Source organism: Amycolatopsis sp. NPDC051903 (assembly GCF_044452505.1).
In the GTDB taxonomy this organism is placed as follows: domain Bacteria; phylum Actinomycetota; class Actinomycetes; order Mycobacteriales; family Pseudonocardiaceae; genus Amycolatopsis.
In genome coordinates this window covers 16,969-38,094 of sequence record NZ_JBITBT010000033.1, presented here as the reverse complement: position 1 = coordinate 38,094, position 21,126 = coordinate 16,969, and the positions used below count along the sequence as shown (strand labels likewise).

General features: G+C 71.4%; 20 protein-coding genes and 1 tRNA gene. 8 read left to right on the top strand and 13 right to left on the bottom strand.

Annotated elements, in window-relative coordinates:
• Window positions 1-1,011: 1,011 nt before the first annotated feature.
• The 7 genes from rlmB to ACIA77_RS40510 form a co-directional block, all read right to left on the bottom strand.
• On the bottom strand, window positions 1,012-1,983 hold the full coding sequence (rlmB, locus tag ACIA77_RS40540) for a 23S rRNA (guanosine(2251)-2'-O)-methyltransferase RlmB (RefSeq protein WP_395891453.1): 972 nt from the start codon (window positions 1,981-1,983) through the stop codon (window positions 1,012-1,014).
• A 38-nt stretch (window positions 1,984-2,021) separates the two neighbouring features.
• A complete protein-coding gene (gene cysS, locus ACIA77_RS40535; RefSeq protein ID WP_395891452.1) occupies window positions 2,022-3,407 on the bottom strand; it encodes a cysteine--tRNA ligase in 1,386 nt (461 codons plus the stop codon).
• Window positions 3,408-3,449: 42 nt separating this feature from the next.
• Window positions 3,450-4,136, bottom strand: a complete 687-nt coding sequence (locus tag ACIA77_RS40530) for an HAD family hydrolase (RefSeq protein WP_395891451.1) — start codon at window positions 4,134-4,136, stop codon at window positions 3,450-3,452.
• 58 nt (window positions 4,137-4,194) lie between these two features.
• Entirely contained in the window at window positions 4,195-4,587 is a 393-nt protein-coding gene (locus tag ACIA77_RS40525; protein WP_395891450.1) for a PPOX class F420-dependent oxidoreductase, read from the bottom strand.
• Between the two features lie 18 nt (window positions 4,588-4,605).
• Entirely contained in the window at window positions 4,606-5,070 is a 465-nt protein-coding gene (ispF, locus tag ACIA77_RS40520; RefSeq protein WP_395891499.1) for a 2-C-methyl-D-erythritol 2,4-cyclodiphosphate synthase, read from the bottom strand.
• A gap of 5 nt (window positions 5,071-5,075) precedes the next feature.
• Complete coding sequence (locus tag ACIA77_RS40515; protein ID WP_395891449.1) at window positions 5,076-5,738, bottom strand: 2-C-methyl-D-erythritol 4-phosphate cytidylyltransferase; 663 nt, start codon at window positions 5,736-5,738, stop codon at window positions 5,076-5,078.
• A 64-nt stretch (window positions 5,739-5,802) separates the two neighbouring features.
• Window positions 5,803-6,294 (bottom strand): CarD family transcriptional regulator, encoded by a 492-nt coding sequence (locus ACIA77_RS40510; RefSeq protein WP_395891448.1) that lies wholly within the window; start codon window positions 6,292-6,294, stop codon window positions 5,803-5,805.
• Between the two features lie 285 nt (window positions 6,295-6,579).
• On the opposite strand from ACIA77_RS40510, the gene ACIA77_RS40505 reads away from it, so the two are divergent.
• Window positions 6,580-7,212 carry a hypothetical protein gene (locus tag ACIA77_RS40505; protein ID WP_395891447.1) on the top strand — a complete coding sequence of 211 codons (633 nt, stop codon included), beginning with the start codon at window positions 6,580-6,582 and terminating at the stop codon, window positions 7,210-7,212.
• Window positions 7,213-7,247: 35 nt separating this feature from the next.
• Window positions 7,248-8,609: a DNA repair protein RadA gene (gene radA, locus ACIA77_RS40500; RefSeq protein ID WP_395891446.1), complete on the top strand. Its 1,362-nt coding sequence runs from the start codon at window positions 7,248-7,250 to the stop codon at window positions 8,607-8,609.
• On the opposite strand, the gene ACIA77_RS40495 is transcribed toward radA, so the two are convergent.
• Together ACIA77_RS40495 and ACIA77_RS40490 are read right to left on the bottom strand one after the other, a co-directional pair.
• On the bottom strand, window positions 8,610-9,761 hold the full coding sequence (locus ACIA77_RS40495) for a hypothetical protein (RefSeq protein WP_395891445.1): 1,152 nt from the start codon (window positions 9,759-9,761) through the stop codon (window positions 8,610-8,612).
• Window positions 9,758-10,372: an RNA polymerase sigma factor gene (locus ACIA77_RS40490; protein ID WP_395891498.1), complete on the bottom strand. Its 615-nt coding sequence runs from the start codon at window positions 10,370-10,372 to the stop codon at window positions 9,758-9,760. Before ACIA77_RS40490 ends, ACIA77_RS40495 begins: the two co-directional genes overlap by 4 nt.
• An 89-nt stretch (window positions 10,373-10,461) precedes the next feature.
• Here ACIA77_RS40490 and ACIA77_RS40485 point away from each other — a divergent pair, with 89 nt between their 5' ends.
• Window positions 10,462-10,938 carry a hypothetical protein gene (locus ACIA77_RS40485; RefSeq protein WP_395891444.1) on the top strand — a complete coding sequence of 159 codons (477 nt, stop codon included), beginning with the start codon at window positions 10,462-10,464 and terminating at the stop codon, window positions 10,936-10,938.
• Here the strand turns inward: ACIA77_RS40485 and ACIA77_RS40480 are convergent.
• The 4 genes from ACIA77_RS40480 to ACIA77_RS40465 all read right to left on the bottom strand — a co-directional run bounded on the left by ACIA77_RS40480 (window position 10,916) and on the right by ACIA77_RS40465 (window position 17,194).
• On the bottom strand, window positions 10,916-11,449 hold the full coding sequence (locus tag ACIA77_RS40480; RefSeq protein ID WP_395891443.1) for a hypothetical protein: 534 nt from the start codon (window positions 11,447-11,449) through the stop codon (window positions 10,916-10,918). The two genes, ACIA77_RS40485 and ACIA77_RS40480, sit on opposite strands and share 23 nt — an antisense overlap.
• 140 nt (window positions 11,450-11,589) lie before the next feature.
• Window positions 11,590-14,124, bottom strand: a complete 2,535-nt coding sequence (gene otsB / locus ACIA77_RS40475; protein WP_395891442.1) for a trehalose-phosphatase — start codon at window positions 14,122-14,124, stop codon at window positions 11,590-11,592.
• 38 nt (window positions 14,125-14,162) lie between these two features.
• Window positions 14,163-15,605 carry a trehalose-6-phosphate synthase gene (locus tag ACIA77_RS40470; RefSeq protein ID WP_395891441.1) on the bottom strand — a complete coding sequence of 481 codons (1,443 nt, stop codon included), beginning with the start codon at window positions 15,603-15,605 and terminating at the stop codon, window positions 14,163-14,165.
• 83 nt (window positions 15,606-15,688) lie between these two features.
• Entirely contained in the window at window positions 15,689-17,194 is a 1,506-nt protein-coding gene (locus tag ACIA77_RS40465) for a threonine/serine exporter ThrE family protein (RefSeq protein ID WP_395891440.1), read from the bottom strand.
• A gap of 597 nt (window positions 17,195-17,791) precedes the next feature.
• On the opposite strand from ACIA77_RS40465, the gene ACIA77_RS40460 reads away from it, so the two are divergent.
• The 5 genes from ACIA77_RS40460 (at window position 17,792) to ACIA77_RS40440 (ending at window position 21,119) form a co-directional block, all read left to right on the top strand.
• On the top strand, window positions 17,792-18,316 hold the full coding sequence (locus tag ACIA77_RS40460) for an NlpC/P60 family protein (protein WP_395891439.1): 525 nt from the start codon (window positions 17,792-17,794) through the stop codon (window positions 18,314-18,316).
• 121 nt (window positions 18,317-18,437) lie between these two features.
• Window positions 18,438-18,510 (top strand) — tRNA-Thr (locus ACIA77_RS40455).
• A 181-nt stretch (window positions 18,511-18,691) separates the two neighbouring features.
• Window positions 18,692-19,075 (top strand): VOC family protein, encoded by a 384-nt coding sequence (locus ACIA77_RS40450; RefSeq protein ID WP_395891438.1) that lies wholly within the window; start codon window positions 18,692-18,694, stop codon window positions 19,073-19,075.
• Between the two features lie 86 nt (window positions 19,076-19,161).
• Complete coding sequence (locus ACIA77_RS40445; RefSeq protein WP_395891437.1) at window positions 19,162-19,596, top strand: hypothetical protein; 435 nt, start codon at window positions 19,162-19,164, stop codon at window positions 19,594-19,596.
• 149 nt (window positions 19,597-19,745) lie between these two features.
• Window positions 19,746-21,119: a hypothetical protein gene (locus ACIA77_RS40440; protein ID WP_395891436.1), complete on the top strand. Its 1,374-nt coding sequence runs from the start codon at window positions 19,746-19,748 to the stop codon at window positions 21,117-21,119.
• Window positions 21,120-21,126 lie beyond the last annotated feature (7 nt).

The following is a 21,126-nucleotide window of genomic DNA, read 5'->3' as shown; positions in this document are numbered from 1 at the left end:
GTGGGTGGCCCAGTGCCGCGATGCCCAGCCGATCCCGACGCGAATCACTGAGTGTGATGGCACAAGGGGCCCGCTGACCGCTCGCGTGACCAGGTACAGACCGCCGCGCGCGCCTCGCTCCGGTGGACATGCCCCCGCCCTCCCAGGGGGGCGTCCCCGTCCCATTTTATCGGTGAGGGGCGACGAAAACGGTCGGAAGGCGCGTGGAGGGCGGAGCTGTCCACAACTTGGTCGGGCTGTGGGTAACTGCGTCGGCTGGCAGGGTTTGGCCGATTCGCTCGGCTAACGTGGGTGGCTGGGCGAACTCGTGGGGTGAGGTGGCTCGGCATCGAGCGAGGGCAATCGTTCGATGCCGGGTGATCGCGTGAGGTGAGGTCGCCTGGAACTGGGCGAGGGCTTGCGCTCGAATGGCGGGCGATCTCGGCGAGGTGAGGCGGCCCTGCAGCGGGTGGGGTCTTTCGTGCAATGGCGGGCGACTTGGGTGCGACGACCCGGCATTGGGCGAAGGCTTGCGCTGGGATGGCGGGCGACGTCGGCGCCGCGGGGTGGCCCGGGGTCGGGCAAGGGCATCCGTTGGGGTGGCCGGTTCTCTCATGAGGAGAGGTGGCCGGGTATCAAGCGAGGGCCGTGGTTCCGGTGGCGCGGGATGCCGGCGAGCGAGGAGGTTCCGCGCGGGCGACGGCGTCCGTGGGGATCGCGGGCACGTTGGCGGCGTGTGGTGCCGCCGGCACCGAGTGAGGGCGGTCTTCGGACGGCGGGTTACGTCGCGGGGTGAGGTGGCCGGGCACCGGGCGACCGCATCCGCGCCGAGGACAGGCGGCCCGAGGCGGCCCGGCGCCGAGCGAGGGCAGTCGTGGGGATGGCGGGCGGCCACACGAAGTGAGGCAGCCCGCCAAGGTCAGCTCGGCCGACCCGGCAAGGGCTGCTCGGCCGACCCGGCAAGGGCTGCTCGGCCGACCCGGCAAGGCCAGCCCGCCAACCCGCCAAGGCCAGCCCGCCGACCCGCCAAGGTCAGCTCAGCCGACCCGCCAAGCGGCGGCGCCGCGCGACCTCCGCGAGGAGAACCCCGGCGGCCACCGAGGCGTTCAGGGATTCCACGCCGGCCGCCATGGGGATGGAGACGGTGGCGTCGCAGGTTTCGCGGACGAGGCGGGACAGGCCGCGGCCCTCGGAGCCCAGGACGACGACCAGCGGGTCCGCGGCGAGTTCCAGGGCGTCGATGTCCACGGTGCCGTCGGCGTCGAGGCCGACGATCATGAGGCCGTCGGCCGCCCAGGCGCGCAGCTGGCGCGTGAGGTTCGTCGCGACGGCGATGGGGAGTTTGGCGGCCGTGCCGGCGCTGGTGCGCCAGGCCACGGCCGTCATGCCGGCGCTGCGGCGCTCCGGCAGCAGCACGCCCTGGGCACCGAACGCGGCGGCGGAGCGGATGACGGCGCCGAGGTTGCGCGGGTCCGTCACGCCGTCGAGCGCGACGAACAGCGGGGTGCTGCCGGAGTCGCGGGCGGCGGTGAGCAGATCGTCCGGGTGCGCGTACTCGAACGGCGGCACCTGCAGGCCCAGGCCCTGGTGCACGGCCCGGTTGGTCTTGCGGTCGAGCTCCTCGCGCGGGATCTCCAGGATGGAGATGCCCTTGTCCCCGGCCAGGCGCACGGCCTCGTTCACGCGGTCGTCGATGTCGATGTTGAGCGCCACGTACAGCGCGGTGCCCGGGACGTCGGCGCGCAGGGCCTCGACGACCGGGTTGCGGCCGGCGATGAGCTCCGGCCGGTCGGCCTTCTTCTGGCGCTGCTGTTCGCGCTTGTTGTCGCGCGCCTGGGCCGCCTGGGCGGCCCGGTGCGCTTTGTGGCCCGGCCGGTCCTCGGCCTTCGGCGTGGGGCCCTTGCCTTCGAGCGCCTTGCGGCGCTGCCCGCCGGAGCCCACGACGGCGCCCTTCTTGGTGCCGGCCTTGCGGATGGCGCCCTGACGCCGTGAGTTGCCTGCCATGTGTAACCGAGTCCTTTAGTCCACCGCGAGCGTTCGGGTCAGGAGTTCCTGACCGTCCACTGCGGACCGTTCGGGGTGTCCTCCACCGCGATGCCCGCCTCCGTGAGGCGGTCGCGGGCGGTGTCCGCGCGTGCGAAGTCCTTCGCGGCGCGCGCCTCCTGGCGTTCGGCCAGGAGGCCTTCCACGAGCGACGCCAGCGCTTCGCGGACGGGGGTGTCGCTGCCGCCGTCGGCCCAGCGTTCCGACAGCGGGTCGACGCCCAGCACGTCGGTCATCGCCCGCACCGAAGCGGCGAGTTCGAGCGCCTTGGGGGTGTCGCCCGCGTCCAAGGCGGCGTTACCGTCGCGCACCGTGTTGTGCACCACGGCGAACGCGGCCGGCGTCGCCAGGTCGTCGTCCATCGCGGTCGCGAAGTCCGGGTGCACCGCGCCCACGGGCACGGCACCGGCGGCGGCCGCGCGGCGCAGGAACGCCTCCACGCGCCGATAGCCCTGGGCCGCCTCGGCGACCGCGCCGTCGGAGTACTCGATCGTGGACCGGTAGTGCGGCTGCACGAGGTAGTACCGCAGCTCGACCGGGCGGTAGCGCTCCAGCATCGCCGGGATCGACACGGTGTTGCCCAGCGACTTCGACATCTTCTCGCCGGACATCGTCACCCACGCGTTGTGCAGCCAGTACCGCGCGAACGGGTCGCCGGCCGCGTTGGACTGCGCGCGCTCGTTCTCGTGGTGCGGGAACACCAGGTCGACGCCGCCGCCGTGGATGTCGAACTCCGGGCCGAGGTAGTTCGTGGACATCGCCGAGCACTCGAGGTGCCAGCCCGGCCGGCCGTCGCCCCACGGCGTGGGCCACGACGGCTCGCCCGGCTTCGCGCTCTTCCACAACGTGAAGTCGCGCGCGTCGCGCTTGCCGCGCGTCGGCGTCTCGCCCTGCTGGACCTCGTCGACGTGCTGGCCCGACAGCTTGCCGTAGCCGTCGAACGTCTTCACCGAGAAGTAGACGTCACCTTCGGCCGCGTACGCGTGCCCGCTGTCGATAAGACGCTGCATGAGCGTGATCATCTGCGTGATGTGCCCGGTCGCGCGCGGGTTGACCGACGGCGGGAGGCAGCCCAGGTCGTCGTAGGCCTGCTCGAACTCGCGCTCGTGCGTCATCGCCCACTCCCACCACGGCCGGCCCGCTTCGGCGGCCTTGGTGAGGATCTTGTCGTCGATGTCGGTGACGTTGCGGACGAACAGCACGTCGAGTCCACTGTGGAGCAGCCAGCGGCGCAGGACGTCGTAGTTCAGGACCCCTCGGACGTGCCCGATGTGCGGCACTCCCTGCACGGTGGCGCCACACAGGTAGATGGACGCCGTTCCGCTGCGGACGGGAACGAACTCCCGAGGGGCACGGGTCGCGGTGTCGAACAGGTGTAGGGCCACCCTGAAAGGGTACGGGGTCGGCGTGAGCGATGTCGCAAGACGTCAGAAGACGCCGTGCTCCCGCAGCGCCCCGAGCAGCGCGTCCGGCCGCTCGGCGGTGGGCAGCGGGTCCACCAGTGCGAACGCGCAGCCGAGCAGCCGCGCCCCGCCGTCGGCCTCCTCGCTGTCGCCGACCATCAGCGTCTCCTCGGCGCGCACGCCGAGCCGTTCGATCGCCGCCCGGAAGATCTCCGGTTGCGGTTTCACGGCTCCGACCTCGAAGGACAGCACGAACTCGGCGACGTGCGCGGCCCACCCGCGCTGCGTGAACGCCGGGCGGATGTCGAACGCGATGTTGCTGAGCACGCCGACCTTGCGGCCGCTGGTCGCGACGGCCTTCAGCGCGGCCTCGGTGTCGGGGTACGGCGTCCACTCGCCCGGGGTGATCAGGCGCTGGTAGAGCGCCTCGGCCTGCTCGAGGCGGTGGACGCCGGAGGCGCGCAGGACTTCGAGGTAGACCTTGCGGTGCAGCGCGGGGTCGAGGTCGCGGTTGTGCCAGGCGTACTGGTACTCCTCGTCGAGCTCGACGACCTGGCCGACGGGCGCGGTCATGCGCCGCATCAGTTCCGTCTGGGCCTCGAGGTCGAGGGCCGAGCCGCTGTCGTCGCGGACGTCGGTGAGCCAGGTGGAGTCCTGCTCGAGTCGGAAGAGGGTGCCGGAGAAGTCGAAGAGGACAGCGTTGATGGCCACCCGCCAACCCTAACCAGGACGGCCGCCGCCGGGCGCGCAAACCCGGCGGCGGGGCGGCTCAGGCCGCGTTGCCGGTGACCTTCTCCGGGATGACGCGGACGAGGACGCGGACGTTCTCCGGCGGTTCGGCCGGGTAGTCCTTGCCGGTGTACTTGTGCGACAGCTCGTTGATCAGCTCGCGCCCGCCCTCGTCGGTCATCTCGACGCGACCGCGGATCTCGACGTAGTTGTACGGGTTGTCGGTCTCGAAGACCGACACGGACACGCGCGGGTCGCGGGACATGTTCCGCTCCTTGAGGCGGCCGCGGACGGTGGCGAAGATCAGGGTCTCGCCGTCGCGCTTGGCCCACAGCACCGACGTCTGGGCGGAGCCGTCCTTGTTGAGGGTGGCGAGGACGGGGAAGTTCTTGCCGTCGAGCAACGCCTTCGTGGCGTCGTTGAAGGTCACCATGACGGCGACCCTAAGGGATCACTCCCGCACGAGGAGCGCGGTGGCGATGGCGGCGATGCCCTCGCCGCGGCCGGTCAGGCCGAGGCCGTCCGACGTGGTGCCGGCGACGCTCACGGGGCCGCCGACGGCGTCGCTCAGCGCGCGCTGGGCCTCGTCGCGGCGCTTGCCGATGCGGGGCTGGTTGCCGATCACCTGGACGGTCGCGTTGGCAACCCGCCAACCCTCGGCTTCGACGAGGCCGCGGACCTCGGCGAGCATGTCCGCGCCGTGCGCGCCGTCCATCCGCGGGTCGCCCGTGCCGAAGACCGCGCCCAGGTCGCCGAGGCCGGCGGCCGAAAGCAGGGCGTCGCACAAGGCGTGGGCGGCGACGTCGCCGTCGGAGTGCCCGGCGCAGCCGTCGACGCCCGGCCAGAGCAGGCCGGCCAGCCAGCACTCGCGGCCCGGTTCGATCGGGTGGACGTCGACGCCGTTGCCCACACGCAGGTCGGTCACAGCGGGGCCTCCTGGTCGCCGCCGGCCACGAGGGCTTCGGCGAGCGTGAGTTCGAAAGCGCTCGCGACGCGCATCGCGTCGGGATCGCCGGGGACGGTGGTCGCGCCGGCCACCGAGCCGAAACCGGGATCGGCGCTTTCGGACAACGCCGCGCGGAACGCGTCGAGCGAGAACCCGAGGGGTGTCTGAGCGGTCCGCAGGCCGTCGCGGTCGACGGTGGCGGTGATCAGCCCGGCGGCGTCGGTGGCCTTCACGGTGTCCGACATCGGCAGCACCGGAACGACTACATGCGACCCTTCACGCACGGTGTCCAGTACCTCACGGACAGTCCGTTGTGGAGTGAACGCCCGGAGTGCGTCGTGCACCAGCACGACCGCGTCGGGGGAGAGCAACGGCTCGACGGCGGTGAACACGTGCCGGAGCGACGCGCCGGTGACGAGCCGGCAGCGGTCGGGCAGCCCGGTGAGGGCCGCCGAATACGAATCAGCACACCGCAGGGGGACCGACACGACCACCAGATCGAGCTCCGGTGTGCCGAGCAGTCCCCGTACGGTGTGCTGAAGGAGAACGTCACCGTTCACCGTCGAAAGAGCACGCTCTTCGTCGGCGGTGCGGTGTGCGACAGTCACGAACGCGACGCTGTGCACCATCTGGTTCATCGGGTCGTGATCGTAGAGAAGCAGCTCCCCGGTGCCTCCGCCGGGAGCCGCGTGACCTCGGGGGTCAGACCGTCGCGGTTTCCAGAACTTCGTCGAGGAGGATTTCCGCCTTGTCCTCGTCGGTGCCTTCCGCGAGCGCGAGCTCGCTGACCAGAATTTGCCGCGCCTTCGCCAGCATGCGCTTCTCGCCGGCTGAAAGTCCGCGGTCCTTCTCTCGCCGCCAGAGGTCGCGCACCACTTCGGCCACCTTGTTCACGTCGCCGGAGGCGAGCTTCTCGAGGTTGGCCTTGTACCGACGAGACCAGTTCGTGGGCTCTTCGGTGTGGGGAGCACGCAGAACGTCGAAAACCTTGTCCAGTCCTTCTTGCCCGACGACATCGCGCACGCCGACGATTTCGGCGTTGTCAGCGGGCACGCGAACCGTGAGATCCCCTTGCGCGACCTTGAGGACGAGGTACTTCTTTTCCTCGCCCTTGATCACACGGGTCTCGATGGCTTCGATGAGTGCGGCACCGTGGTGCGGGTAGACGACGGTCTCTCCGACCTTGAAAACCATGTGTCCTCTGCCCCTTTCGCTGAGTCCATCCTAGCACGGTCTTCAGATGGCCACCTAGCGCCCCGGGATCGTCGTCGCAGGTCAGCGGCCTGGTTGGGCTTGACAAACCAGAAGGCCCCGTGCTCATGCAGGTGGCGGTGGAACCGGTGATCAGCAGTTTCGGAATCCACAGTGGACGGTTGATCTTGGGTGGCGGGGTGCCCGCAACCCCCACCGGTTCCTCGTGCGCGCGGGCGCCCGGCTAGTCTTCGTCGTGACGAGGCCGTGAGATGGAAGGACTCCGACGTGAGGCTGCAGAATCGTCGCGTGCTCGGCGTAACCGTGTCGGCGCTCGGCGCCGCGCTGGTACTCGCCGGTTGCGGGGCCGGTCAGATCACCCAGACCGACACGCAGCAGCCCGCTGTCAACGGCACGTACGCGCAGGTGAAGACGCTGGTCCTGCGCAACGCGGCCGTCCAGTACCCGGGGCAGGGGGTCGCCTATTCGGCCGGTCAGGCCGCGGCGCTCACCCTCACCATCGTCAACCAGGGCGCCCAGGACGACCAGCTCGTCTCGGTCACCTCGGAGGGTTCGAACGGCCCGGCGAAGATCTCCGGCGCCACCGACATCGTCGCCGGCCACTCGCTGGTCATCGGCCCGGACGACGCCGTCGAGTCGACCAACGAGCAGGCCCCGCCGACCCCGTCGAGCCCGGCTTCGACCGCGCCGGGCGGTACCTCCGGTGCTCCGGCGAGCAGCGCTTCGCCGGGTGACGGCGGCGCGGCGGCGAACGAGCTGGGCAAGGGCACGGTCGTGCTGCAGGGCCTCAAGCAGCCGCTGTGGTCGGGCATGACGATCAACGTCACCTTCACCTTCCGCAACGCCGGGCCGATCACCGTCGAGATGCCAGTCGCCGCGCCGGCACACGTCGAGCCCTGACGGGTTTTGTCGGTCCGCGCCGCTAACCTCGGCGCGTGGTGAAGAAGTCCAGCACCGTCTACCGGTGCGCGGAGTGCGGGTACGAGGCCGCCAAGTGGCTCGGCCGGTGCCCGGAGTGCCAGGCTTGGGGAACCCTCGAGGAGCGCGGCGGGGTCAAACCCGCGATCACGCGCGTGGCCGCGGGCGCGCCCAGTGCGCCCGCGCGGCCGATCGCCGAGGTCGACGTCGAGACGGTTCGCGCCAAGGCGACGGGCGTCTCCGAACTCGACCGCGTGCTCGGCGGCGGGCTGGTGCCCGGTGCCGTGGTGCTGCTCGCGGGCGAGCCGGGCGTCGGCAAGTCGACGCTGCTGCTCGAGGTGGCCTACCAATGGGCCGCCACGGCCGGGCGCTCCCTGTACGTGACCGGTGAGGAGTCGGCCGGGCAGGTCCGGCTGCGCGCCGAGCGCACGGGCAACGTGCACGGCGAGATGTTCCTCGCGGCCGAGAGCGATCTGTCGGCGATCCTGGGACACGTCGACGCCGTGAAACCCGGGGTGCTGATCGTCGACTCCGTGCAGACGATGGCATCTCCGCAGGTCGAGGGCTCGCCGGGTGGGGTCACGCAGGTCCGCGCCGTCGCGGCGGGGCTCGTCGCGCTGGCCAAGGAGCGCGGGCTGCCCGTGGTGCTGGTGGGACACGTCACGAAGGACGGTTCGGTCGCCGGCCCGCGCGTGCTGGAGCACCTCGTCGACGTGGTGCTCCAGTTCGAAGGCGACAAGCACTCGACGCTGCGCATGGTCCGCGGCGTGAAGAACCGCTTCGGCGCGGCCGACGAGATCGGCTGCTTCGAGCTCACCGAGGGCGGCATCGTCGGCGTGCCCGACCCGTCGGGGCTGTTCATGAGCGGCACCGCCGAACCGGTTCCGGGCACGGCGATCACGGTCGCGGTCGAGGGCAAGCGGCCGCTGCTCGGCGAGGTGCAGGCGCTGGTGTCGAACACGAGCATGCCGCAGCCGCGGCGCGCCGTGAGCGGCCTCGACTCCGCGCGCGTCGCCATGGTGCTCGCCGTGCTCGAGAAGCGCGGCCGGCTCAAGCTCGGCGACAAGGACGTCTACGTCGCCACCGTCGGTGGGATGAAGATCACCGAGCCCGCGATCGACCTCGCGCTGGTCCTCGCCCTGACGTCGTCGTTGCACGACGTCGCCCTTTCGCCGCGGCTGGTGGCCGTCGGCGAGGTCGGGCTGGCCGGTGAGGTCCGCCGGGTGCCGAACGTCGCGCGCCGCCTCGCCGAAGCCGCCCGGCTCGGCTTCACCCACGCCCTCGTGCCACCCGACTCCGGCAAGCTCCCGGACGGCATCCGCGTGCTGGAGGTCGGCGACGTCGCCAGCGCGCTCAACGCCGCCAACCACGCGAAGTGATCAGGAGCCGAAGTCGCTGGTGATCTCGTAGGTGAACTCGGCGGAGCTGAGGCCGCGGCCGGCTGAGATCCCGTAGAAGTTCTGGGTCGTGACGTTGGCCGCGCCGATCAGCTGCGAGGTCGCGGTGTTCACGTTGACGACGAGTTCGTGGTTGCCGTAGCTGATGGCGTAGGTCTCGACGTCGGCGTGCGTCTCCTTCGAGGAAGCCGAGTTGCGCAGGAGTTCGATGATCGCCGTGCGCAGCGGGCGGGGCGCGAGTCCCGAGGCGAGCACGGTGAGCAGGCGCATCTGCGTTTCTCCGGGGCCTGGGTAAGCGGCGACCGCCGACCCGAAGGTGGCTGGTTGCGGCGTCTTCGGAGTGCTGGTGACGCCATCCGGAACCCGGGTGTTGCCGGTGTAGGACAGCATCGGCGGGAGGATTTGCTCGGGCTCGCTCGACAGTTTGCCCGATTTCCAGCGCTCTTCGTCGACCAAGAGGAGCTTCGTGAGATCCACGGGGTCTGCCGGCAGGGTGGCGATGAACTGCGGGGTCGGCCGGTACCAGTCCGGGCCGACGGTGACGTCCCAGCCCCCGGGGTGGGGGAACGACTCCTTGAAGTCCCCGCCGGGGGCGACCTGCGTGGCGGAATCCGCGCCGGGCAGGCTCGGCTCGTCCGCGGGGTTTCCCGTGAGGATGGTCGCGTCGCCGGTGCGCGTCCACTTCCGCATCCACAGGTCCGACGGGTCGGCGGGGATCCAGAACTCGACCTTCTGCCGCACGGAGAACGCGCTGCGGTCGGCCACCCATTCGACGTCCGTGTAGGTGTTGGTCACGTGGGTGTACTGCCCCGGCCCCGGCTGGACGTCGGCGGCCGGTGTCGCCGCCGGGGCCACCGCGGCGGGGCGCTCGGCCACCTCCCGGGCCACCACCACTCCGCCCGTCACCACGGCGACGGCGGCGGCCACGGCGATCCAGCGCCACGTTCCGGAGCGCTTCTTCGTCGACGGCGGGGCCGGGTGCGCGCGGCCGGCTTCGGCTGCGGCGGCGCGAAACAACGTCGAGCGGGCGCGATCCAGCTCGGCGGGGTCGGTGCGGACGCCGGCGTGGAGGGTGTCGAGGGCTTCGTCGAGCTCGGCGTCGGACCACAGGTGGCGCACGTTGTCGTCGTTCACAGTTCCTTCGCCTCCTCGGTGGTGTCGGGAGTCGTGGTCGCGGCGTTGGCGCGCAGCCAACGGCGGATTCGGTGCAGGCGCGAACGGATCGTGCCAGGCGGCACGCCCAGCGCTTCGGCCACCTCCGACGGCTCCAGCCCGGCCCACGACACGAGCAGCAGCGTGTCGCGATCGGCGGCGCTGAGCTTCGCCAGCGCGCCCGCGAGCTGCGCCGCGCGCGTCTGCGCGTCCACCTGCTCGGCGACGCGGCCGTCGTGCCCGGCGGTGCTGTGGTCGCCGGCGTACGCGAGCCGCGCGGTCGCCTTCAGTGCGCGCGTCTCGCTGCGAACGTGGTGGCGCAGCAGGTTCGTCGCGATCCCGTACAGCCACGAGCGCGCCGTGCCCAGCTCCGGCCGGTACGACTCCCGCCGCCGCAGCGCGACCAGGAACGTCTCCGCGACCAGGTCGTGCGCCGCATCGTCGCCGACGCGGCGCGCCAGGTAGCGGTGCAGCTGCCGCGAGTGCGCGTCGAACAACCGCCCGAACACGGGTCCCGGATCGGGAACGCCCAGGTCGGGGCGGTCCAGCGACTCCGGTAACACCGGGTCGGGACCGTCGTGGATCACCTGCATGTCCTGTGTTGCCCGCAAGCGCCCGCAGCGTTCACGCGCGCAGAATACTTTTGCGGCGATCTCCGCGCGCTCCCTAGGGTCGGGGAATCATGCAGGTCATCGACATCGGTGCACCCACCGCCCCCGTGGACGAGGGCGACGACGACCTGCCGATCCGGGTCCGCTGGCCGGACGCGCGGGCCGGCGAGACCAGCCACCACCGCCTGCGCGAGGGCGAAGACGCCCGCGCCGGATTTGTCGACCTCGGCTACGACGCGACCACCGGGGCCGTCGTCGCGATCACGGTGGTGGTGACACCCGCGCGGGCCGCGGTGCTGCCGTCGCCGGACGTGCCGGCCGTGGCAGGCACCGTCCGGCTGCGGCCTCAGCCGTGGGCGGCCGGTCGCCACACGGACGAGGACGCGGTGCTGTCGATCGCGACGGACGCCGAGGTCATTTACGTCGGGTTCGCCGAGACGTCGCCGGTGCGGTTCGTGACCAGCGGGTTCGCCGCCTTCGGGCTCGACGCGGACGACCGGCTGGTCGGCTTCCGCACGAGGGCGCTCACCAGATCGGGTGGTCGCTGAACTTCTCCAGCGTCGTGACCGACGGGCGGATGTAGAAGAGGCCCGCGGCGTGGCCGATGACGCCGAGGGCGAAGTTGGTGAACGTCGCCAGCAGGTCGGTGGCGCCGAGGCGGTCGTGGTCGCTCCAGAGGTCCACCAGGGCGGACGCGGTGAGCGCGAACAGGCAGGCGACGACGAGCGCCGCGAAGCACGTGGTGAGGGCTTTGCGGGCCACGCGGGCGCGGGCGACCACGAGGTAGTCGCCCTGGAGGCAGCCGCGGCACGAGAGGACGACGATCGCGGTGGCGACCACGGCCAGCGTGGGCAGCAGCAGGCCGACCACGCCGACCGCGGAGTCGGGGAGGCTGTGCCCGTGCAGCGGGCGGTTGACGAACGCCGTGAGGCCGAGGACGAGCACCGTGCCGATCAGCAGGGCGACGCCCGTGACCAGGGAACCTCCGCGGACCCGGGCGGCGAAGCGCGGCGGCAAGGGGGCGTACTCCGTGGCTTGCTGCCCGTAGTACTGCTTCATCCCGTCACCTCCGCCCCCGAACGCCGGATGACCGTGCAAATGCTCGTGAACGTCACCTTAAGGGACGGTGGGTCTCTCAAGGTGACCTTCACGGCAGTTGTCACCGACCTGTGCTAACGCACTAGGCCGGTGACAGGCGTTCACAGCTTTTCGGCGAGCAGGTTCGCGCAGCGGATGAGCCCGATGTGCGAGTAGGCCTGCGGGTGGTTGCCCAGCGAGCGCTCGGCGATGGGGTCGTACTGCTCCGGCAGCAGGCCCGTGGGGCCCGCCGAGGCGACGATCTGCGTGAACAGCTCTTCGGCCTCGTTGCGCCGCCCGGTGATGAGGTACGCCTCGATCAGCCACGCGGCGCAGATGTGGAACCCGCCTTCGCCGCCGGGCAGGCCGTCGTCGCGCCGGTAGCGGTACACGGTGGAGCCGCTGCGCAGCTCGGCCTCGATCGCCGTCACCGTCTTCTGGAAGCGCTCGTCGGCCGGATCGATCAGGCCGGTCAGGCCCACGAACAGCGACGCGGCGTCGAGGTCGGTGCCGTCGTAGGCTGTGGTGAAGGCCTGGACCTCGTCGTTCCAGCCGCGCGCCAGCACGTCGGCCTTGATCTGCTCGCGCAGCTCCGGCCAGGCGCCGGGCACGTCGCGGCCCCACTCGTGGCCCAGCTTCACCGCGCGGTCGATCGTGACCCAGCACATCACGCGCGAATACACCCGGTGGCGCGGCACGTGCCGCTCTTCCCAGATGCCGTGGTCCGGCTCGTTCCAGCGCCGCGTGACGGCCTCGGCCATCGCCCGCACCAGCTGCCAGTCCTCGTCGCGCAGCTCGCCGCGCGCTTCGGCCAGCGTGGTCACGAGCTCCACGACCGGGCCGAACACGTCGAGCTGCACCTGGTGGTTGGCGAGGTTGCCGACGCGCACGGGCCGCGAACCCGCGTACCCGGGCAGCGACTCGATCACGGCCTCGGCCCCGATCACGCTGCCGGCCAGTGTGTACAGCGGGTGCAGGCGCTCCGGACCGGCCAAAGTGGACAGTACGCCGTGCAGCCACTCCAGGTAGCCCTCGGCTTCCTCGTTGGACCCGAGGTGCACCAGTTCGCGCACGGTCATGGCCGCGTCGCGGATCCAGCAGTAGCGGTAGTCCCAGTTGCGGACGCCGCCGATCTCCTCCGGCAGCGATGACGTCGCCGCCGCCAGCACGCCGCCGGTGTCGGTGTTGACGAGCCCGCGCAGCGTCAGCGCCGACCGGCGGACCAGTTCGGTCTGCACCGTCGGCAGCTTGAGCTTGGCGGCCCAGTCGCTCCAGTACCGGCCCGCGCGGTCGCGACGGTCTATTTCGGACAGTTCGTGGGTCGCGAGATCCGTGGTGCCGCAGCGCAGTTCGAGCACCACGGGGTTCTCCGGCGTCGGCTCCACGAGCGCGGTGGCGGTGTCGTGCAGACCGTCGGACGTGATCGTCCAGTCCACGCCCGGCGAGCGCAGCACGAACGGTTCGGACGTGCCCAGCACGCGCAGCCCGTCGCCCTCGGGGACGATCTTCACCGGCACACCACCGAACTCCGGCCGCGGCGCGAACAGCACGTCGGCCGCCGTCTCACCCGAGATCACGCGCACCATGTCCGTGCGGTGCGCAGGGCTTTCCGGCTCGAGGTAGTCGGTGACGAGCAGCCGCGACCAGCGCGTCTCCACCGTCATCGTGTTCGGCAGGTAACGCTGGCCCAGCGGCAGGCCGTTGCGGTGCGGCTTGATCGAGAAGCAGCCGGCGCTCGGGCCGCCCAGCAGATCGGCGAACACGGCGGGCGCGTCCGGACCCGGGTGGCACAACCAAGTGAGCTTCGCGTCGGGCGTCACGAGGGCCACCGACCGCTCGTTGGCCAGCAGCGACAGCCGCTCGATGGGCGGCGCCGACTCGCCGTAGAGCCAGTTGCGCCGCTCCTCCAGCATGAACGCGAGCACCAGCGCGACGTCGACGGTGTCCGGCACGCGGTAGGTCGCGAGCGTCTCGCCGTCGCCCACCTTGATGCCGAGGTCCGGACCGGACAGGCGCGCGAACGCCTTCTCGTCGGTCACGTCGTCGCCCAGGAAGATCGCGGCGGTGGCGCCCACCTGGTGGCGCAGGGTGTCGAGCGCGCGGCCCTTGTCCGTCTGGACCACCGCGAGCTCCACCACCTCCTTGCCGTCGGTGGTCGACACGCCTTCCCAGGTCGACGGGCCTTCGTGCACGGCCGAGAGCACCCGGCGGCCGGCCTCGTGCTCGGCTCGGCGCACGTGGACCGCGATGCTCGCGGGCTTCACCTCGAGCGACACGCCCGGCACCTCGAGCACCAGGTTCTCCAGCTCCGCCTCGAGCCGGCGGTGCAGCGCCCGCGCCTTGTCGTCGAGGGCGTGGATGAAGCCGATGTCGAACTCGGAGCCGTGGCTGCCGACCAGGTTCACCTCGGCCGGCAGGCGCGAGAGCGTCGCCAGGTCGCGCAGCGCGCGGCCGGAGATGACGGCCGTGGTGGTCTCGTGCAGGCCGGCGAGGGATCTGAGTGCGCCGACGGACTCCGGCAGCGGCCGGGCCTCGTCGGGGTTGGCGGTGATCGGGGCCAACGTGCCGTCGTAGTCGCAGGCGACCAGCAGGCGCGGGGTACGGGCGATCTGCACGATCGCGCGCCGTAGCTCCGCGGGCAACGCCTCGGCGGTCAACACTCCTCCTCAGGAGGTCCAGCGCGGTACGGGGGAGGTCAGTCGACCGGCTCCGCACCCAGCGCCTGCAGGAACGAGCGCGCCCACCGGTCGACGTCGTGGGTGAGGACCTGGCGACGCATGGCGCGCATCCTGCGTCGGCCCTCGGCGGGGTCGAGCGTAATGGCAGCCACCAACGCGTTCTTCACCCCGTCCAGATCATGCGGGTTGACCAGGAACGCGCTGGTCAGTTCCGCAGCCGCGCCGGCGAACTCGCTGAGCACGAGCGCCCCGCCGAGGTCGTGGCGGCAAGCGACGTACTCCTTGCACACGAGGTTCATCCCGTCGCGCAGAGGAGTCACCACCATGACATCCGCGGCGGAGAAGAACGCGGCGAGCTCGGTGCGGTTCACCGATTGGTGGAGGTAGTGCACGACGGGGTGACCCACGCGCGCGAACTCGCCGTTGATGCGCCCGACCATCTGCTCGATCTCGCCGCGCATGCGCTGGTAGTGCTCCACGCGCTCGCGGCTCGGGGTCGCGAGCTGCACGAACGCGACGTCCTCGGGCTGCAGGCGCTCCTCGTGCAGCAGCTCGTGCAGGGCCTGCAGCCGCAGGTCGATGCCCTTCGTGTAGTCGAGGCGGTCGACGCCGAGCAGCACGGCCTTCGGGTTGCCGAGGTCGCGGCGAATCTGCTTCGCGCGCTCGACCACGCCCTTGCTGCGCGCGACGCTGTCGAGGCCCGTCGCGTCGATCGAGATCGGGAACGCGCCGACGCGCACGGTGCGGTCGCCGACCTGCACCATGCCCGGCCGCGACCGCACGCCGACGGCGCCGCGCGTCGGCTCGAGGCCGACGAGCTGGCGGGCGAGCCAGAGGAAGTTCTGCGCGCCGCCCGGGCGGTGGAAGCCGATGAGGTCGGCGCCGATGAGCCCGCGCACGATCTCGGCGCGCCACGGCAGCTGCATGAACAGTTCGACCGGCGGGAACGGGATGTGCAGGAAGAAGCCGATGCGCAGGTCGGGGCGCAGTTCGCGCAGCATCGTCGGCACGAGCTGCAGCTGGTAGTCCTGGATCCAGACGGTGGCGCCGTGGGCGGCGACTTCGGCGCTCGCCTCGGCGAAGCGGCGGTTGACCTTCACGTAGCTGTCCCACCACGCGCGGTCGAACACCGGCGGCGCGACGACGTCGTGGTAGAGCGGCCAGAGCGTGGCGTTGGAGAAGCCTTCGTAGTAGTCGCGGACCTCGGCGGAGGTGAGGGAAACGGGGTGCAGCACGAGGCCGTCGTCGTCGAACTCCTCGACGTCGACGTCGGGCACGCCGGGCCAGCCGACCCAAGCGCCCTTGCGCGCCCGCAGGAACGGTTCGAGCGCGGAGACGAGCCCGCCGGGGCTCGCGGTCCAGCGCCGGCTGCCGTCCGCGGTGCGTTCGAGGTCGACGGGCAGCCGGTTGGCCACCACGACGAAATCGGCGGACGGTGCGGTCTTCTGCTCGTCAGTCACTACAGCTGCTCCCTCGTCACCCGCGGGTCGCGGCCCCAGTGAAACCCTAGCGCGCGTTGCGTGACCGGCCAGTGCGCAACCGGTTACTCCAACCGCCGCTCCGACGGCTCCAGCGGTCCCGCCATCCGTGGCCCGGCCAGCTTGCGCTCGAGCCGGCCGAGCCGCATCCGGACGGGCTGCGCGAGGTATTCGCCCAGGACAACGCCCGCTGCCAGCGCGAGCCCGATGGCGACGGCGGTCATCAGGGTCGAGAGGTTGCCGCCCGGCTCGACGCCCAATTGGTATAGACCACGATAGGTGGAGAGGCCGGGCAGCAGGGGGGTGATCCCGGACACGGCCACGACGAGCGGGGTCACCTTCAGCCGCCGCGCGAGCAGGCCGCCGCAGAAACCGACGAGCGTCGCCGCGATGGCCGACGCGCTCACGGCGTCCAGCTGCGTGAGCATCAGCGCGCCGTAGACCAGCGCCCCGATGCTGCCCGCGGCCGCGGCGACGAGCAGCGCGCGCATCGTCGAGTAGGAGGCGAGCGCGAAGCACGCGGCCGCGCCGGCGCCGCCGATGACGACGATCGGCAGCTGCTGCGGCGTCGAGTTGCTGACCTCCGGCAGCGGGGTCCGCGGCAGCCCGACCAGCACGGCGAGCTTCAGCGCCAGGACGACCCCGGAGATCAGGCCGGCACTCATCAGGGCCGTTTCCATCGTGCGGCCGGCGGCCGTGACGTTGTAGCCGGTGATCGCGTCCTGCACCGCCGAGACGGTGGAGAGCCCGGACAGCAGCACGGTGACGGCCGCGGCGACCACGAGCGTCGGCCGGTCCGTGGTGAGGACGTTGCTGCTGACTATCACCATCGCCGACAGCGTCGCGACGAGGCCGCCGACGACCTGCTGGAAGAAGAACGGCAGGTGGTAGCGGTTGAGCAGCCGGCCGAGCCGGTCGACCACCGAGGAGATCACGAACGCGACCACGGCGATGTCGGGGCCGCCGCCGAGCAGCAGGGTGATGAACGCGGCCAGCCCGCCCCACGCGATGGTCGCGACCCAGCGCGGGTACGGGTGCGGCGCCGACGTGATGCGCTCCAGCTCCGTGTGCGCCTCCTCGGCGCCCACGTTGCCGCGGACGATCTTGCGCACGAGGATCTCGGCCTGCGTGAGCCGCGTGTAGTCGAGGCTGCGCGAACGGACCACTCGCAACGCCGTGACCGGCGCCAGTTCCGTGCCGCGGTGGCAGGTGACGGTGATCGACGTGAAGATCACGTCGACCTCGCAGTGGGGGAGCCCGAGCGCGGAGGTCAGGGCGAGGATCGTGGCGGTGACGTCGGACGCGCCGGCGCCGCTGGCCATCTGCACTTCGCCGATGCGCAGGGTCAGGTCGAGCACGAAGTTGACGGTCGCGTCGTCCGGCGGCTGCGGGCCCAGCGCCTCACCGCTGTCGACGGCCGGCTGTTCCGCCGTCGGCGCCTCGAGGATGTGCCACGCGCGGCGGCGCAACAGGTTCGACCGGTGCCGTTGGTTCGACCGCGGCCGCGGAGGCTCCAGGATCGGCCACCGTCTGCGGTGAACCCCCTGGTCGGCGCGCTCGTTGATCTTCAAGATCGATCCCACCTCCTCGTCCGTGTGCTCGACGTTCCCGGGGACCATCGGCGGCCGCGCCCCGGCCGTTGCACACCCGCCGGCGTGGTGTGCACCACGTCTGGTGTCGATCGTCTCTCAGACGCCCCGGCCGTGCTCGTTTCGGGGGGTTGAGCTGGGGGTTTGGTGCTTTCGGGGCGGGTTGCGCGGGCCGCGCTCCGGCTTCGCGCCACCGCGGAGGGCGAAATCGTGGTGGAACCGGTTGCGAAATGGTCCCTCGCCGGGCTTCGACGGGTGAAATGGGTGGCTCAAGTTTCGTGAGTTTCCGCAGGTAGAAATAGGTTATCCGGCGCGCAAATCGTGGTTGATACCTCCGGGTATTTGCAGGTCTGAACCCTCGGAAATTGTTGATCTGTGCCGCTAATCACTCTTTCGTGCATTCTTGTATTTCGTTTCGTAATGTGCCCGTGTTCTCGCGGTGACCTGCGATCGAAAGTCGATCAAAGGCCGCAAGCTGCCCGCCGGCCGAGGTGATACCCCCGATCACCCGAACGGACCGGACGGTGCGGGTCACCGTGGCAAGCCCCCCGACGGCCCCCGGAAGGAGCCCTCCCCGACATGGCACACCACCGCCCCGAAGATCGCCCGGAAGCCGCGCCCGCGCGTCGGCGGTCCGTCATCCGCGCAGCCCTCACCGCGACGGCGATGGCCGCCGCGATGGCCGCCACCGCCGGCCCGGTCCTGGCGAGCACCGCCTCCGCCGCGGCCCCGGCGCCGGCCTCGGCCACCGCTCAGGCCGGCAAGGGCGCCGCCGCGCTCGGCCGCGCACTCACCCAGCGCGGCAAGCCCTACGTCTGGGGCGCGGCCGGCCCGAACGCCTACGACTGCTCCGGGCTCGTCGTCTGGGCGTTCAAGCAGGTCGGCGTCAGCCTGCCGCACAGCTCGCGGCTGCAGTCCACGATCGGCACGCCCGTGTCCCGCGCGGCCCTGCAGCCCGGCGACCTGGTGTTCTTCTACACCCCAGTGAGCCACGTCGGCATCTACGCCGGCGGCGGCAACGTCCTGCACGCCAGCCAGCCCGGCCAGCCGGTCAAGATCTCGCCGCTGTCCGCGATGCCGTTCCACAACGCCCGCCGGATCTGACGCCCGCCGGCGCAGCGGCACCCGGTCGCGCGGCCGCTTTCGCGCAGCCGCCTTCCGGGTGCCGCGAACCCCGGGCGGGCCGATATACTGCCTGCGCCCTCGCCTCGTGCGCGGGGCGCAGGCCGCTATAGCTCAGCTGGTAGAGCATCTGTCTTGTAAACAGAAGGTCAGGGGTTCGATCCCCCTTGGCGGCTCACTCTTGACCGGGGCGTTTCCCGTTACGAGAAACTCCCTGGCCGCGTTCCGTCTCAGTTTCGGTCTCAGTTGTCGTTCCAGGCAGGTACGAGCGAGGGCCACCGGTGGCAGTTGCGGTGACTGTGGAGGTCGGCTGCGCCAAGGGCAGACACGGCATCCGGCATCGGTGAGACTGTCGGCATGAAATCTCGTACTGGTGGGATGTGGTGGGGCACCGCGATCGAAGCGCCGGACCCCGGTCTGCTGGCGCGGTTCTACGCCGAACTCCTCGGCTGGCGGGTCGTGCACGAGGAGCCGAGTACTGCGGTCGTGGCCGCATCTGCCCAAGGGCCGTTTTTCGTGTGCCAGAAGGCCGACGGCTACCAGGCGCCGACCTGGCCCCCGGTCGAGGGGGAGCAGCGGCCGATGATCCACTTCGACTTCCAGGTCGGTGATCTCGCCGAGGCGGTCGACGAGGCGGTCGCGCTGGGAGCCACGCTGGCGGAGGTCCAGCCGCAGGACAACGTCCGGGTGCTGTTCGACCCGGCCGGTCACCCCTTCTGCCTGGTCTTCGACGCGGGATGACTGAACCTCCAGTCGCCATGAACAACGCCGAGCCCGGCTGACGTCCCACGCCGGATTGGGAGCTCGGCGTCGCGAACTTCGTGCGGGTGGTGCTGCTGCAGCACTTATACCCGACCTTCTACGGCGTCATCGTCAGCCCGCGCGAGCCGGGCCCGATCCGGGACTTCCTGCGCTACCACGAATTCCGCACGCAGGTCCGCCACGGCGACGCCGAGGACCGGCACGACTGGCGGGAACTGTTCACGGACAAGCGACTCCGGCCACCGGACCTGGCCAAGGGGTCGCTCGCGGAGTTGCTCGCCGAGCTGGAACGCGAGCTGCCGGCCCAGTTCCCGCGTTTGGCCGCGGACCGCGATTTCGTCGCCCTGCTCGAAAGTCTCGACGGGCCCGTCAATTCGGACCAGTTCCGGCGGCTTCTGTGCAAGCCGTTGACCGGTGGCCCCGCGGTGTCGCTGCCGGACCCGGCGGACGTGGCGCTGTTTTCCGAACCGTTTTGCCTGGTCCGGACCATCGGCAGCTGAGGGTTCTCGGTCACCGGGAACCCTTGTCCCGCAGGGCGCGCGTACGGAGCCGGGCGGAAAAGGGGTGGGGCGCCGGGCCTCTTCGTCGGCTGTGGGATGTTGATCGAGGAACGCAAGCCGCCGGCATCGAGAGGAACGAAGGGCTGCGCATGACGTCTCCGCAGGTTGAGGCCGATCCTGTCGCTGGACGAGCCGAGGCGGCCACTGTTGACCGGACCAATCCTCTGTTCGACGCGCGGACCGTCTCGGCGAAACCGCACACCGACCCACCGCCGTCGCCCCCGCGGCAGGAGCACGACGAGGCGCCCACCGTCGCGCCGGTCGTCCTCGCCGACAGGACTGAACCACTCCGCTCGACCAGCCGGACCGCCGCCGAGCCGTCCGACGACCAGCCCACTGCGGCAGCGCCCGCCGAGCCGTCACCCGCGGCGGTCCCCGCCGAGCTGCGCGAGCGCCGGACGGGCTGGCGCGCCTCCGTCGGCGGGGCCATCGTCACGCTGGGCCTGGTGGCGGTCGTGGCGCTGGCACTGGTCGTCGCGCTCCGGCTGCTCAACGTGGCTCCGGGCTGGCTCTCGTGGCTCACCGAGGGCCCGGGCTGGTGGCACAGCCTGATCGCGGTCGGTGGCACGGCGGCCGTGCTGCTCGCGATCGGCGGGACGCTGGTGGCAGTGGCGCCGAAGCGGACCGTGGAGGTGCAGGCGGGTTCGCCGCTGCACGCCAAGGGCTGGTACGCGATGTTCGCCGGGGCGCTGTTCCTGTCCGGCGACACGTCCGCGCGGTACTTCACCCAAGTGCTGCACTTCCACCCGTGGGAGACCGCGGTCGTCTTCCTGCTGATCGAGATCGGCCTGCTGTCGGCGGCCCTGGAGATGCGCGACATCCTCACCCGGCCCGACGGTGAGCGAGCCGGCCTCGGCAAGGCCCGCGCGCTGCTGTGGACGCTGTTCGGCGGCCAGGCCATCGTCGCGGTGGCGCTCAACATCGACCCGCGCGAGCTGGTCGTGCGGCTGGTCTTCGCCGGGCTCGGCCTGCTGGCGATCCACCAGGCCCTCGGCGTCGACGTCCGCGAAGCCCGCCGCCACAGCGGCACGACCGGCGAGCAGTCCTACTTCGGCCGCTTGGTGCGCGAGCTGCGCGACGCCGCGCTGTCGTGGACGGGGTTGGGCGAGCCCGAGCGGGACGCGCTGCAGCGTCGCCGGGAGCGGGCCGCCGACCGTTACGCCCGGCTGCTGAGCGAGGGCAAACCGCCGGGCGACGGCGAGCGCCGGTGGTCGGCCGCGGCGCGGTGGACGCGCAAAGTGCGCCGCGCCCGCCGGCGCGCGAACCTGCACGACGCGACGCAGCAGGAGCGCGTGGTCCGCGTGATGCAGCACGAGCGGGCGGACGACGAGCTGATGAACGCCCGGCTTCCGAAACTGTTCGACCTCCCCACGCCGCCTGCCGCCGATACGGGTGACGCCGACCGGCCGGCCGTCGACCAGACGGGCGAGCAGCGGAACGCCTGGTGGAACGCGGCGGGTTGACCGGCGG